The sequence below is a fragment of the Aminobacter carboxidus genome (genome assembly GCF_014863355.1).
In the GTDB taxonomy this organism is placed as follows: Bacteria; Pseudomonadota; Alphaproteobacteria; order Rhizobiales; family Rhizobiaceae; genus Aminobacter; species Aminobacter carboxidus.
This window is the reverse complement of record NZ_JACZEP010000001.1, coordinates 259355-273055: the sequence shown is the minus strand read 5'-3', so window position 1 is coordinate 273055 and position 13701 is coordinate 259355. Positions and strand designations below refer to the sequence as shown.

At 63.5% G+C, this 13701-nt stretch carries 15 protein-coding genes; 4 read left to right on the top strand and 11 right to left on the bottom strand.

What is annotated here, in order from left to right; translation table 11 throughout:
* Positions 1–2: 2 nt before the first annotated feature.
* The 3 genes from IHE39_RS01310 to aroC all read right to left on the bottom strand — a co-directional run bounded on the left by IHE39_RS01310 (position 3) and on the right by aroC (position 3393).
* Positions 3–986: a hypothetical protein gene (locus tag IHE39_RS01310; RefSeq protein WP_192565257.1), complete on the bottom strand. Its 984-nt coding sequence runs from the start codon at positions 984–986 to the stop codon at positions 3–5.
* 101 nt (positions 987–1087) lie between these two features.
* Positions 1088–2185, bottom strand: coding sequence for a 3,4-dihydroxy-2-butanone-4-phosphate synthase (gene ribB, locus IHE39_RS01305; RefSeq protein ID WP_184769439.1), 1098 nt, complete (start codon positions 2183–2185; stop codon positions 1088–1090).
* A gap of 107 nt (positions 2186–2292) precedes the next feature.
* A complete protein-coding gene (aroC, locus tag IHE39_RS01300) occupies positions 2293–3393 on the bottom strand; it encodes a chorismate synthase (RefSeq protein ID WP_192565256.1) in 1101 nt (366 codons plus the stop codon).
* Between the two features lie 263 nt (positions 3394–3656).
* Between aroC and IHE39_RS01295 the strand changes: the two genes are divergently transcribed.
* Positions 3657–3905 (top strand): DUF1344 domain-containing protein, encoded by a 249-nt coding sequence (locus IHE39_RS01295; RefSeq protein WP_184769441.1) that lies wholly within the window; start codon positions 3657–3659, stop codon positions 3903–3905.
* A gap of 21 nt (positions 3906–3926) precedes the next feature.
* On the opposite strand, the gene IHE39_RS01290 is transcribed toward IHE39_RS01295, so the two are convergent.
* The 4 genes from IHE39_RS01290 to IHE39_RS01275 form a co-directional block, all read right to left on the bottom strand.
* Positions 3927–4514: a histidine phosphatase family protein gene (locus IHE39_RS01290; RefSeq protein ID WP_192565255.1), complete on the bottom strand. Its 588-nt coding sequence runs from the start codon at positions 4512–4514 to the stop codon at positions 3927–3929.
* Between the two features lie 21 nt (positions 4515–4535).
* On the bottom strand, positions 4536–5354 hold the full coding sequence (gene fabI, locus IHE39_RS01285; RefSeq protein WP_192565254.1) for an enoyl-ACP reductase FabI: 819 nt from the start codon (positions 5352–5354) through the stop codon (positions 4536–4538).
* A 114-nt stretch (positions 5355–5468) separates the two neighbouring features.
* Positions 5469–6422, bottom strand: a complete 954-nt coding sequence (locus tag IHE39_RS01280) for a DnaJ C-terminal domain-containing protein (RefSeq protein ID WP_192565253.1) — start codon at positions 6420–6422, stop codon at positions 5469–5471.
* A gap of 87 nt (positions 6423–6509) precedes the next feature.
* Positions 6510–6974: an RT0821/Lpp0805 family surface protein gene (locus IHE39_RS01275; RefSeq protein ID WP_246485355.1), complete on the bottom strand. Its 465-nt coding sequence runs from the start codon at positions 6972–6974 to the stop codon at positions 6510–6512.
* Between the two features lie 42 nt (positions 6975–7016).
* Between IHE39_RS01275 and pdxH the strand changes: the two genes are divergently transcribed.
* Complete coding sequence (gene pdxH / locus IHE39_RS01270; RefSeq protein WP_192565252.1) at positions 7017–7634, top strand: pyridoxamine 5'-phosphate oxidase; 618 nt, start codon at positions 7017–7019, stop codon at positions 7632–7634.
* An 18-nt stretch (positions 7635–7652) separates the two neighbouring features.
* Here pdxH and IHE39_RS01265 read toward each other — a convergent pair whose 3' ends face one another.
* Genes IHE39_RS01265 through IHE39_RS01255 form a run of 3 tightly spaced genes read right to left on the bottom strand, consistent with a single transcriptional unit; the run spans position 7653 to position 10666 of the window.
* Positions 7653–8093: an NUDIX hydrolase gene (locus tag IHE39_RS01265; RefSeq protein ID WP_192565251.1), complete on the bottom strand. Its 441-nt coding sequence runs from the start codon at positions 8091–8093 to the stop codon at positions 7653–7655.
* A gap of 20 nt (positions 8094–8113) precedes the next feature.
* Entirely contained in the window at positions 8114–8866 is a 753-nt protein-coding gene (locus tag IHE39_RS01260) for a crotonase/enoyl-CoA hydratase family protein (RefSeq protein WP_192565250.1), read from the bottom strand.
* Between the two features lie 21 nt (positions 8867–8887).
* The gene (locus IHE39_RS01255) at positions 8888–10666 is read right to left on the bottom strand and encodes an acyl-CoA dehydrogenase family protein (RefSeq protein WP_184769447.1); all 1779 of its coding nucleotides are present in this window, start codon (positions 10664–10666) and stop codon (positions 8888–8890) included.
* Positions 10667–10840: 174 nt separating this feature from the next.
* Here IHE39_RS01255 and IHE39_RS01250 point away from each other — a divergent pair, with 174 nt between their 5' ends.
* Entirely contained in the window at positions 10841–11056 is a 216-nt protein-coding gene (locus IHE39_RS01250) for a hypothetical protein (protein ID WP_184769448.1), read from the top strand.
* A 72-nt stretch (positions 11057–11128) separates the two neighbouring features.
* Entirely contained in the window at positions 11129–12334 is a 1206-nt protein-coding gene (locus tag IHE39_RS01245) for a glycoside hydrolase family 25 protein (RefSeq protein ID WP_192565249.1), read from the top strand.
* 27 nt (positions 12335–12361) lie between these two features.
* Here IHE39_RS01245 and purD read toward each other — a convergent pair whose 3' ends face one another.
* Positions 12362–13636, bottom strand: a complete 1275-nt coding sequence (gene purD / locus IHE39_RS01240) for a phosphoribosylamine--glycine ligase (protein WP_192565248.1) — start codon at positions 13634–13636, stop codon at positions 12362–12364.
* Between the last annotated feature and the right edge of the window lie 65 nt (positions 13637–13701).

Below are 13701 nucleotides of genomic sequence, written 5' to 3'. Positions count from 1 at the left end.
GTTCAGACGTTCTTTGCAGACCCGTCCCAGCGCGACGCTTCGCCTGACCCAAAAGCCTTTTCCTTGAGCTCCCGGAACTTCGACGACGCCTCTTCCAGCTTCCTGTCCCATTCCGGATTGGGCACCTGGCCTTCGATGACCTTGAAGTAGACCTGCATCAGCGACGCCACCGCAAAGGGTTCGATTAGCGCCGACTTGAACGCCCAGGCAAAGACGATCGCCAGCACGAAAGCCCAGCCGCCCATTTCGCCCGGCATGAAGTAGAGAATGGCACCGGCGGGCGCCAGCATGAACAGGAAGATGAACAGCGACACGGCCCAGACGACCAGCGACAGCCAGACCGCGTTCTTGATCATGGTCGAGCCGTTCTGGGCATAAAGCACGACGCCCTGCCGCGCGCTCTGCCAGGGCGAGTTACTACCGATGCGAATGTTATAGCCGAGAATGATCTCGTCGACATAGGTCAGCGACATGCGGACGATGGTGTTGAGGAACCGTACCAGCCCGTCAAGGCCAGGGATCGGCAGGAAAGCCGCGATGCCGCCGATCAGTCCGGTGATGGTGCGGATAACGCCCTTCACCAGTTGGTCGAGCACGAACAGCACGCTCGCTTCGGTGAAGCGCTCGGTGACGACCTCGCGGGCATAGGAAATCTGGTTCTGGCCGCCCGGTATGTCGCGCCCGTCGATCAGATGGACCATCACGGCGATGTGCCCGGCCTTGACGATGTAGAGGATGTATTCGCGGATCCAGTAGACCGCGACCGACACCACGCCTAAGCCCGCGATGCCACCCCATACGGCGAATGAAACCGGCCCTTCAGGGTCCGTCGCGATATGGCCGACGCCGTAGCCGACGCCTGCGCCCGCTCCCATCGCCACGATGTAGGCAAGCGTGATGCCGAAATAGACGACCATGCGCAGCACGATGAACGGCCAGGTGCGTGCCATGATCGCCAGGCTCTGGCCTATGCTGAAATCCCACATACCCGACTCTCCCTAAGAGATGGACAGGAGGATGCGCCGCAGCCTGCGGATGTCAATCACCCCGAGGGCGGGCCAGTCACCCCCGTTGCGCTGAGCCGAAATCAGCGAATCTCGGTCTTGGCGATGCGGATGCCGAAGCCTTCGAGACCGACATAATGGCGCTCGCGCGAGGCGACCAGGTTGATCGACGAGATGCCGAGATCCTTGAGGATTTGCGCGCCAAGGCCGATCTGGCGCCACTCGTCCTCGCGACGGCGCGCCTCTTCGTGATCCTCGCGCTCCGCAACCGGGCGATTGCGGCCGAGATTGGACACGCCGACCGAGCCCTCGCGCAGGTAGACGATGACGCCGCGCTTGCAGTCGCCGAAGGTCTTCATGATGTCGCCGAGGCGGTTGCTGGTGCCGAACACGTCGGTCACCACATCTTCGGTGTGCAGGCGCACCGGCACTTCTTCGCCGTCGCGGATATCGCCGAAGACGATGGCGAGATGATGCATGACATCCCAGGGCAGCGTGTAGGTGATGGCCTTGGCCTTGCCGGCAGGCGTGTCGATGTCGAAGCTGTCAACGCGCTGGATCAGCGTCTCCTGGCGCTGGCGATAGGCGATGAGATCGGCGACCGAAACCTGCTGGAGACCGTTCTTCTCGGCGAAGGCAGCGACCTGCGGGCCGCGCATGACCGTGCCGTCGTCATTGACCAGTTCAGAGATCACGCCCACCGGCGGCAGGCCGGCGAGCTTGCACAGGTCGACCGCGGCCTCGGTATGGCCCGAGCGCATCAGCACGCCGCCCTCGCGCGCGATCAGCGGAAAGATGTGGCCCGGGCGTACGAAGTCCGAGCCACCGACATTGCCGTTGGCAAGGTTGCGCACGGTCAGCGTGCGATCCTCGGCCGAGATGCCGGTCGAGGTCCCGTGCTTGAAGTCGACGCTGACGGTGAAGGCGGTGGTGTGGGCGGAATCGTTGTCGGCGACCATCGGCGCCAGGTTGAGGCGCCTGGCGTCTTCCTTGAGCATCGGCGTGCAGACGATGCCCGAGGTGTGGCGCACGATGAAGGCCATCTTCTCGGCCGTGCAATGGACGGCGGCGACGATCAGGTCGCCTTCGTTCTCGCGTCCGTCATCGTCCATGACGACCACGATCTCGCCGCGCTCGAAGGCGCGCAGCGCTTCGACAACTTTCTTCTGGTCGTATGGCATGGCGTGGTCACTCGGTGCGTGTGTTTGTTCTGGAGCAGATTAGGGCATTAGGGCAGCTAGGCAGTAGGCCTTTTTTGCATGCAGGGCGAATTGCCCTACTGCCTCCCCTAGATCCTTCCCGTCTGTCCGCGGTGGCGCAGATAATGGTCGGCGATCGCGCAGGCAACCATCGCCTCGCCGATCGGCACGGCGCGGATGCCGACGCACGGATCGTGGCGCCCCTTGGTCATGACGTCGACGTCCTTGCCGTCCTTGTCGATCGACTTGCGCGGCGTCAGGATCGACGACGTCGGCTTGACGGCGAAACGGGCGATCACGTCCTGTCCGGTCGAGATGCCGCCCAATATGCCGCCGGCATTGTTGGACAGGAATATCGGCTGGCCGTCATTGCCCATGCGCATCTCGTCGGCATTCTCTTCGCCCGTGATACGCGCGGCCTCGAAGCCGTTGCCGATCTCGACGCCCTTGACGGCGTTGATAGACATCAGGTTGGAGGCGATGTCCTGGTCGAGCTTGGCATAGATCGGCGCGCCAAGGCCTGCCGGCACGCCTTCGGCGACGATCTCGATGACCGCACCAACCGACGAGCCCGATTTGCGGATGCCGTCGAGATAGTCGGCAAAGACCTGGACGGAGGCAGCATCGGGCGTGAAGAATGGATTTTCGACGCTGCCGATGAAGTCCCAGTCCCAGTTGGCGCGGTCGATCGACTTGGTGCCCATCGACACCAGCGCGCCACGCACCACCAATCCCGGCACGATCTTGCGGGCAATGGCACCGGCAGCGACGCGCGCCGCCGTCTCGCGCGCCGAAGAGCGTCCACCGCCACGATGATCGCGCAGGCCATATTTGACGTCATAGGCGTAGTCGGCATGGCCCGGACGATACTGCCGCGCGATCTCGCCATAGTCCTTCGAGCGCTGGTCGACATTCTCGATCAGCATCGAGATCGGCGTGCCCGTCGAAATGAGGGTCTCGCCATCCTCGTCCGCGATCACACCCGACAGCACCTTGACCTCGTCGGGCTCGCGGCGCTGAGTGACGAAACGCGACTGGCCGGGCTTGCGTTTGTCGAGTTCGTCCTGGATGTCCTTCAGCGTGAAGCGAATGCCGGGCGGGCAGCCGTCGACAACGCAGCCAAGCGCCGGCCCATGGCTCTCACCCCAAGTGGTGACGCGAAAGAGATGGCCGAAGGTGTTGTGCGACATGCAGGCGGGCCTTTCCAGATATGGCCGCGTTCTAACGCATGCCCCTGAAAAGTAAAATTGCTTTTCGGCCCCGAACCCTCCAACGGCGGGCATCAATTGCGCATCGGCATGGGCTCGGCACGGTCAATTGGGTGCATTAACAGTGGTCAAAGCGTGATCGCAGCAGTTTTAGTTTTGACACATTCGGTTGGTTTCTGCTTCCTTCCAACCGCTCGTTAATGTTTTTGCCTCGCCTTGCGGGGCGCAGAAAAAAGAGGACGACAATGCGTACCCTTATTGGCGCCGTTGCCGCCGTGCTCATGATGTCTGGCGCTGCGCTCGCTGCCGAAGCCGAAGGCCAGGTCAAGTCGGTTGACAAGGACAAGGCCACCATCACGCTTTCCAACGGCAAGTCCTACAAGCTGCCGGGCGAGTTCGATGTCGAGAACATCAAGCCGGGGATGGAAATCCTGCTCGCTTATGACGTGGTCGAGGGCGAGAACCTGATCACCGACATGGAACTGCCGCAGTAATTCCGGGAATCGCGCCGACGGCTACAGCCAGTCGAGGCGACCACGATCCACTCTCAGCACGCGGTCTTGGGGGATCTCCAGGGCCGCGGCTTTGCTTTTGGGCAGGTCTTCCACCAAGCGGAAAATGGCGCGCATCACGCCGCCATGGGTGACGCAGACCGTCGGCCGGCTGGTTTCGACGAGCCATGGGCGGATGCGACAGGCCAGCATCTCGTAGCTCTCGGCATCCTCGCCGGGCGGAACGAAATCCCACTTGTCGTGTTGGCGTGCCGTGCTGGCACCCGGCGCGCGCGCCTCGAGCTCGGCGAAGGTAAAACCCTGCCAGTCGCCGAAATTGACTTCGACAAGGCGCGGGTCTGTTCGGTAGGCCATGGGATCGAGCCCCATCGCTGCGCGCGCCCGCTCCATCGTCTCGCGGGTGCGTCGCATCGGGCTAGCCACGAAATCGAAAGCTTCAGGATCGGAAATGAGCTCGGCTAGCCTACGGCCGTTGCGGTCGGCCTGCTCGCGCCCGACCTTATTAATGTCGATGTCGGCCTGCCCCTGCAGACGCTGCTCGGCGTTCCATGGCGTCTGACCATGGCGCACGACATAGAGGAGCGGGGTCATGGCGATGCTGCGCGGGAAGGATCAGTCCTTCACGGCGGCGATGTCGGGCGCATCGACGGCCTTCATGCCGACGACATGGTAGCCGGAATCGACGTGATGCACTTCGCCGGTGACGCCGCGCGACAGGTGCGACAGGAAGTAGAGCGCGGAATCGCCGACCTCCTCGATCGAAACCGTGCGGCGCAGCGGTGCGTTGTACTCGTTCCACTTCAGGATGTAGCGGAAGTCGTCGATGCCGGACGCTGCAAGCGTCTTGATCGGGCCAGCCGAGATCGCATTGACGCGGATCGCCTTGGGACCAAGGTCGACGGCGAGATACTTCACGCTTGCCTCGAGTGCCGCCTTGGCAACGCCCATGACGTTGTAGTTCGGCATCACTTTTTCGGCGCCATAGTAGGTCATGGTCAGCATCGAGCCGCCATCGGTCATCAGCTTCTCGGCGCGCTGAGCGACAGCCGTGAAGGAATAGACCGAGATGTCCATGGTGCGCAGGAAATTGCCATGGCTGGTGTCGACGTAGCGGCCGGTCAGTTCGTCCTTGTCGGAAAAGCCGATGGCGTGGACGACGAAGTCGAGCTTGCCCCACTTCTTTTCCAGCGTCTCGAAGCAGGCATCGATGGTCGCCATGTCGGTGACGTCGCAATGCCCGCAGACAAGAGCGCCGATTTCAGCTGCCAGCGGCTCGACACGCTTCTTCAGGGCGTCGCCCTGATAGGTGAAGGCGAGCTCAGCGCCCTGATCGGCGCAAGCCTTGGCTATGCCCCAGGCAATCGATCTGTTGTTGGCGACGCCGAGAATAAGGCCGCGCTTGCCGGCCATCAGGCCCTGTCCACCCGCCATATGAGCGCACTCCAATGCATGAATTGTTTTGGAGAGCCTATCGCATAGGCAATCTGCGCCTTCAAGCGTTGATACGCCGACATATCAAGGCCGGCACGTCGTGGCGGCCTGCTTTCAGCTGTCGGACTGGCGCAGCAACGCCTCAAGCGCCGCGTCGCCGCCTTCAGGCAGCATGACGCGGACATGGACGTAAAGGTCGCCGTGGCCACCTGCCTTTTCGGGCAGGCCACGGCCCTTGAGGCGCAGAACCTTGTCCGAACTCGACCACTCGGGAACTTTCACCGCCAGCCGGCCGGTCGGCGTTTCCACCGCCGCCTTGGCGCCAAGCACCGCCTCCTTGAGGCTCACCGGCAGGTCGACATGCAGGTCCCTGCCCTCGACACGGTAGCGCGGATGGCGGCGGAACCTGATCTTGACCAGCGCGTCGCCGGCACCGCCATGGCCCTGCTCGCCTTGCCCCTTGAGTCTGATCGTCTGGCCGTCCTCGACATATTCAGGCAGTTTCACCGCCATCTTGCGGCCATCGGGGAACATCGCCGTCACCTTCGGTGCGGTCGCAGCCTCCTCGATGGTCACATCGAGCGTGACATTGATGTCGCCGCCCGGTTGGGCGCGCTGGGAACCTGGGCCACCGCCCATGCCGGCGCCGGCTGCAGCGCCAGGGCCGCCGCGCTGGCCAAACGAATCGCCGAAAATCTGGCTGAAGATGTCGCCGGCTTCAAAGGATGCACCGCCCGGGCCTCCGGAGCGGAACTCGAAGCGCGATCCACCGGGACCTCCCTGCTGGCGGCGGAAGCCGCCAAACGGGTCGCCGCCAGCCCCGCCTTCGAAACCGTGGAAGCGCGCCTTGCCCTCGGCGTCGATTTCGCCATGGTCGAAAGCCACCTTCTTTTTCTCGTCGCCAAGAATCTCGTAGGCCTGATTGGCTGCGGCAAAGCGTTCCTTCGCCTTCGGATCGTCCGGATTCTGGTCCGGATGGTGCTTCTTGGCGAGCTTGCGGTAAGCCGCCTTTATGTCCTTGGCCGAGGCGCTCTTGGCAACGCCCAGCACCTCATAGGGGTCGCGCATATGTCGTTCCACAACTGAGAAAAGGGTTGGTCCATCCCTATATGCGCCTGGCTAGGAAGAAATTCCAGAGGCGGAAAGCCGCAACTGTCAGGCCGGCGTGAAAGACAGCATTTGCCACGCTCCGGAACCGGCGGCGCAGACCTCGCCCTTGAACAGGCTGACGCCGTCGAAACTTTCGCGCGAAACGGCAAATTCCCGGCACAATACGCCACGTTCATTGCTCTCGACCAGCGCCGAGATCGCCCCGCGCGAGCCGGTTTCGGCATTGGCCCAGGGGATCGCCTGACCTTTCAACTCGGCAACGTCGGCAGACGAGACCGCGTTGCGGATCGTCGTCTCGTCGGACTGGCGAATCGCATCGGTGGTCCGGTTCACGTCGTCGGGGACCTTGCTGGTGACGAGGCTGCGGTCGACCTCCGCCTTTTCGAGGCTGAAGCCGCCGGCACCGCATGCGCTGATCGTCGTCAGTCCAAGCAGCAGCACCACCTTGAAGGATCGGAACCCGAATTGTGGGAGGCAATGGCCCTCAAAGGCTTGCGCGAAGCGCGACAATAGGCATTCTCCCGGTCGTAATTGGCAGGTCGAGTAAAAGCTATGACGGACACAGAGTTAACAACGGGTGACTTCACGGAGGCTGCTGAGCCTTTCCAGCTCTTTGCCTCGTGGCTGAAGGACGCCACGGCCAGCGAGCCGAACGATCCGACAGCATTGGCGCTGGCGACCGTCGACACTGACGGCCTGCCAGACGTGCGCATGGTGCTGCTCAAGGGATTCGACGAACATGGCTTCGTCTTCTACACCAATTTCGAAAGCGCCAAGGGCCGCGAAATCCTCGCAACCATGAAAGCGGCGATGTGTTTCCACTGGAAATCGCTGCGCCGCCAGGTTCGTGTGCGCGGTCCCGTCGAGATCGTTACAGATGCCGAGGCGGATGAGTATTTTGCCTCACGTCCGCGTGGCAGCCGCATCGGCGCCTGGGCATCAAAGCAGTCGCGCCCGCTGGAAAGTCGCTTCGCGCTGGAAAAGGCGGTCGCGGAATACACCGCCCGGCACGTCATCGGCGAAATTCCGCGCCCGCCGCACTGGTCGGGCTTCCGCATTGTGCCAAGCCAGATCGAATTCTGGCACGACCGTCCCTTCCGCCTGCACGACCGCGTCGTCTTCTCTCGCGCTGCCGATGGCGGCTGGGACAAGGACCGGCTCTATCCGTGACCTGCGTAGCGGCGGCGCTTAGCCGCCGCTGACCACCGCTTGCCGCTGTCTTGTGGCGGCCCCGGCGAGGCGCACATAGTCGATGTCGGCCAGGTTCGTCAGCGCGCCCAGTTCTTCCGGCGCGAACCACCTGATTTCAGCATGCTCGTCACAGACGTTTTCGGGCACACCGCCTGTCCATGCGGTCACCGCATAGACGTGGTGCAAGGCATCGCCATAGACATCGGGCCGCCGCTCGGGCACGCAATCCAGCCACAGGAATTCCGTCGGCGTGACGCCGGTTTCCTCGCGCACCTCGCGCTTCATGGCATCCTCGGGCGTTTCATCAGGTTCGACACGGCCGCCGATCGCATCCCAGTGGCCGGGCCATGCCTTCTTCCAGTCGGCACGCAGGCCAAACAGCACCTGTCCGCTCTCGTTCACCAGAAGCGCACTGGCCGTGACAACCGGGTCCGACATCTTTCCCCCTGAAACGGCCTTCAGCCCTTCTTGCGGGTCATGAAGGCGACGAGTGCCGCGCGCGCTTCATCGGACTTGAGACGGGCACGGAAATGCGCCCCCTCTTCCTTGATGCGTTCGACGAGCGCGGTCCGGTCGCCGCGCATCAGGTCCCGCGCGATCTTCAGCGCTTCCGGCGGCTTGGCCGCAATCTCGCCGGCGGCGGCGAGTGTCGCCACCTCCAACTCTTCTTCCGCGACGACCTTGTAGATCAGCCCTGCAGCAAGCGCCCTTTCGGCCGGGAAGCCCTCGCCCAGACCGAGCAGAGCAAAGGCGCTCTGCAGGCCAAGCAGTTGTGGCGCAATCAGGCTGGAGCCTGCCTCGGGCACCAGCCCGAGATCGACGAAGGGCGTGCGGAACACGGTGCGCGGCGTGGCGAAGGTCAGGTCGCAATGCAGGTTGATGGTCGTACCGATGCCGACCGCAATGCCGTCGACACCCGAAACGACAGGCTTTTCGGTACTGGCCAAAGCGAGCAGGAAATCCCACACCTCGCCGCCGCCTTCGCCACCTGACGCGATCACCATGAAGTCGGCAAGGTCATTGCCCGACGAGAACGCGCCGGGAACGCCGAGGAAAACATGGCAGCGCACCTCGGGGGCCTTGTCGCCGGCGACCAGTGCTGCCGCCATTTCGGCATACATGGCACGGGTAATGGCGTTCTTCTTATCCGGACGGTTCATCCGGATAATCTGCACGGCGCCTTGCCGCTCGATGAGAATGTGGTCGGTCACGTCAGTCCCTCGTCCCAAATATCACGCCGAGATCAGTGCTGTGGCGGCTGCGGCAAGGCTTGCCGTGCCCCCGATGATGCGGTCCTTGAGTGCTGCCGTCTCGCCAAGCAGGTTTTCGGCAAAGAACCGACACAGCGCGATGCGCCGCTCGTCGCCGTCGGCAAGTGCCGCGCGCGCCAGGCAGGCGCCGCCGGCGACCAGCGAAAACAGCCTGAGATACGGCGTCGCCCCGGCCAGTGCATCGTCCGTTCGGCCGTCGCCAAGCTGCATCTGGAGATGTCGCGTGACACCCTGGAGATCGTCGAGCGCCTGTTCGAGAATGAGCGCCGTGCGACCATAGGCTTCGCTGTTCATCGCAGCGACAGCTATGGCTACGCCAGCGAGCTCGCCGATGTAGCCGAAGACATGCTCGCCATTGCCGAGCGGCAACTTGCGGGTGACGAGGTCGATGGCCTGGATGCCGTTGGTGCCCTCATAGATCGGCGCGATGCGGGCATCGCGCAGAAGCGCTGCCGCACCGGTCTCCTCGATGAAGCCCATGCCGCCATGGATCTGCACACCGAGCGAGGCGACATCGACGCCGACATCGGTGGAAAATGCCTTGGCCAGCGGCGTCAGCAGATTGGCGCGGTCCTGCCAATGAGCCTTGTCCGCACCCGTCGACACGCGCGCCATGTCGATGGCATGGGCACAGGAATAGGCGATGGCCCGCGCCGCCTGGGTCAGTGCCTTCATCGTCAGCAAATTGCGCTGGACGTCGGGGTGATGGACGATCGGCGCCATGCCTTCGCCCTTGTAGGACGACGCCTTGCCCTGGCGCCGCTCATTGGCATAGGCCAGCGCCTTCTGGAACGCGGTCTCGGCAACCGCCACGCCCTGGATGCCAACCAGCAGTCGGGCATTGTTCATCATCGTGAACATGCAGGCGAGCCCGCGGTTTTCCTCGCCGATCAGCCAACCGACAGCGCCCGGTTCGCGGCCCTTGGCGAAACCGTCGCCGTAGATCATCGTGCAGGTCGGCGAGGCATGGATGCCAAGCTTTTCCTCGATGCCGGAGCAGAACACGTCATTGCGCGCGCCCGGCGTGCCATCCTCGTTGAGCAGGAACTTCGGCACCAGAAACAGAGAGATGCCGCGCGTTCCGGCCGGCGCATCGGGCAAACGCGCCAGCACCAGATGCACGATGTTGTCGGTCAGGTCGTGCTCGCCATAGGTGATAAAGATCTTCTGGCCGAAGATGCGGTAGGTGCCGTCGCCTGCCCGCTCGGCGCGGGTGCGCAACGCGGCCAGGTCCGAACCGGCCTGCGGTTCGGTCAGATTCATCGTGCCCATCCACTCGCCGGAAACGAGCTTGGCCAGATAGGCAGACTTCAAATCCTCCGAAGCATGCTTTTCCAGCGCCTCGACCGCGCCCATCGACAGCGTCGGCCCGATGCCGAAGGCCATCGAGGCCGAATTCCACATCTCCAGCGTCGCCACGCCCAGCATCGTCGGCAGGGCTTGGCCGCCAAACTCCTCGGGGCCGTTCAGGCTGTTCCAGCCACCTTCGACCCAATGCTTGTAAAGCTCCTTCCAGCCGGGCGGCATCGTCACTGCCGCATCACTAAGCCGCGCACCGGTACGGTCGCCAACCTTGTAGAGCGGCGCCACCTCTTCACTGGCGAAGCGCCCTGCCTCTTCAAGGATGGCGTCGACAAGATCCTCGCCGAGGTCGCCGAAGGTGCCGGCGTCGAGTGCTGCCCTGAGGCCCGCGACATGTTTCAACGCAAAGGCAATTTCTTCCACCGGGGCGCGGTACATGACGCTTCCTCCTGCTGACGATCTGCTGTTGCGGCCTCACCACCGCCTGGCACGCACACTAGCCAACTTCCTTCTCCGAGGGGAAGTGACTTTTTACGTAAACGTCAACTATTTGGCGGCCCTTTGCACCCAAGCCCCGGCTTGGCAGAACAACGAAATCAACGAGGACTAGAAATGCTCGCCCGCCCCGACGCCTTCTGCTGCATCGAATGCGGCCTGCCCTACCGCTCCGAAGGCTTCTGCTATCACGGCGGCAAGATCGAGGATGGCGCGGCCTACTGGACCGATCGCGGCATCCTGTGTTCGCCGAAATGCTCTGTTGCCCACTACCGCAAGCGCAAGGCCGAAGGCACGCTGCCGACCGAACCCGCCCCGGATCCGTTCGAATAAGGTCCCAATCGGCAGCAAAAGGGCTCGCTTTCAACCTGAAGGCGGTGGAGACGCATCAGCATTTCCTTAACCATGGCGGTCCACGATCGGATATCGATCACCGAGGATCGCCTTTTGAGGGGACTGGCGTCTATATTTCACCGCCTCGCGCTCGCAGCGCTGACCGCCGCTTGGGCATTTCACCTCGCCACGCCGGCCTTGGCCTCCGATTTCTCCGAACCATGGAAGAAGGCCGACCGGGCGCTCGTCATCGACGCCTACGAATACAACTCAATCGACTGGCAGAAGTTGTCCGGCGACAAACGCATCGTCGGCTTCATCAACAAGGCTTCCGACGGGTTGGCCCCGCCCTACTCCTGCTCCGGCGAGGAAACGGCCTACAGGCTGTGCAAGGCACTTTGGAAACGCCATGCTGTCGCCCGCGAGCTGTTTCACACCCGCAAGGTCGTCGCCAAGGCGCTCGGCCTCAAATGGGGCGCTTATCACCTCGCCCGTCCCGGCAATCCGATCGAGCAGGCCGAGAACTTTCTCGAATTCGCCGAACCCGGCCCCGATGACCTGATGGCCATCGACATCGAGGAAAACGACCCGACGAAATGGATGTCGCTCGAAGACGCCGAACTGTTCGTGCGCCACATCTTCCTGCGCACCGGCCGCTACCCGATCCTCTACACCAATGGCACGACCTCAAGACACATCGCCGACAACCGCTACCGTTACCGCCTGCTGTCGCGGCTGCCGTTATGGTATGCGCGCTACAAGCCCGAGATCGGCATCCACTTCCCGAAAGGCAACTGGCGGGGCTATTCGCTATGGCAGTTCTCGGCGCAGGCCAATTGCGGCAAGAGCCGCTGCCCCTACCGCGTCGCCGGCACGCCCAACGACATCGACGTCAATGTCGCACCGATGGACGCCGCCGGCTTGCGCAAGATCTGGCCGTTCGGCCAGTTGATCGAGTCGACCGACCAGTTCATGGTCAACGTTCCGGTGCCGATCGCCAGGGATGACGGCCTGAAGGGCGAAAGCCGGATCACCTATGCATCGGTTGCCTATCCGGTGCACTTCGACAAGCTTGCCGCAACGCTGCAGGCGAGCTGGAACAACGCCGTGCTCGGCGCTGTGCCGGGGATCAAGGCACCGGCCAGCCGCTATGTCGACGGGATGGCCGAGTTCGTGGCACTCAGGCGCGACCAGATGATGCGGATCGCCAACCGCGACGCAGCAAGGCTCGATCCGGTCGCAACCGCTTCCACCGAGGCCGATCGCGCCCAGCGCTAGCCCGTGGCCCTGAAGACCTGATGCGGACTACTGCTGCTCGCGTTCAACCGCACGCCAGCCGATGTCGCGGCGGCAAAACCCTTCCGGCCAATCGAGCATGTCGACGGCCGCATAGGCTTTGTGTTGCGCTTCGCTGACATTGCGGCCCGTAGCCGTGACATTCAGCACGCGCCCGCCATTGGCGACGATCTTGCCATCGCTGACGGCCGTGCCGGCGTGAAAGACCTGGGCGCACGCGGCTTCGGACTTGTCGATGCCTGAGATCACCGAGCCCTTTTGCGGCATGCCGGGATAGCCCGCGGCTGCCATCACCACCGTCAACGCCGCCTCGTCACGCCAGCGCGCCGAGACATGCGCCAACTGGCCATCGGCGGCAGCATTGAGCAGCACGAGAAGGTCTTCCTTCAGCCGCATCATCAGCACCTGGCATTCGGGGTCGCCGAAGCGGGTGTTGTATTCGATCAGCTTCGGTCCCTGATCGGTCAGCATCAGGCCGGCAAACAGCACGCCCGAGAACGGCGCGCCCATTTCGGTCATGCCGCGCATCGTCGGCTCGATGATCTCGCGCATCGTCTGATCGATGAGCTCGGGCGTCATGACCGGTGCCGGCGAATAGGCGCCCATGCCGCCGGTGTTCGGCCCGACGTCGCCATCGCCGACGCGCTTGTGGTCCTGCGCCGTGCCGAACGGCAATGCCGTCTTGCCGTCGCAGAGGCAAAAGAAGCTCGCCTCCTCGCCGGTCATGAATTCCTCGACGACGACCGAAGCGCCAGCACCGCCAAATGCGCCTTCAAAACAGGCGTCGACAGCTTCCAGCGCTTCATCAAGCGTCATCGCCACCGTCACGCCCTTGCCGGCGGCGAGGCCGTCGGCCTTGATGACGATCGGCGCGCCCGTCTTTTCGACATAGGCGCGGGCGCCGGCAGCGTTGTCGAAACGACCATAGGCAGCGGTCGGAATGCCGTAGCGGGCGCAAAGATCCTTGGTGAAGCCCTTCGAACCCTCGAGCTGGGCGGCCTTGCCGGAAGGGCCGAAGACCCGAATGCCGGTCGCGCGGAGGTCGTCGCCGATACCGACAACCAGCGGCCCCTCAGGGCCGACAACGACGAGGTCGATGCCCTTGTCCTTGCAGAAGGCTGCGACCGCGGCATGGTCGGCAATGTCGAGCGCCACCAGTTCGGCTTCCTGCGCGATGCCGGGATTGCCGGGCGCGGCATAAAGCTTGGTCAACATCGGCGACGCCGCAAGCTTCCAGGCCAGCGCATGTTCGCGGCCGCCGGAGCCTATCAGGAGAACATTCATGCGGCGCATCCCTCTTCTGCAATCCCGTCTCGCGCACCCGGTATGGCGCATGGCTCTCCGGGTCA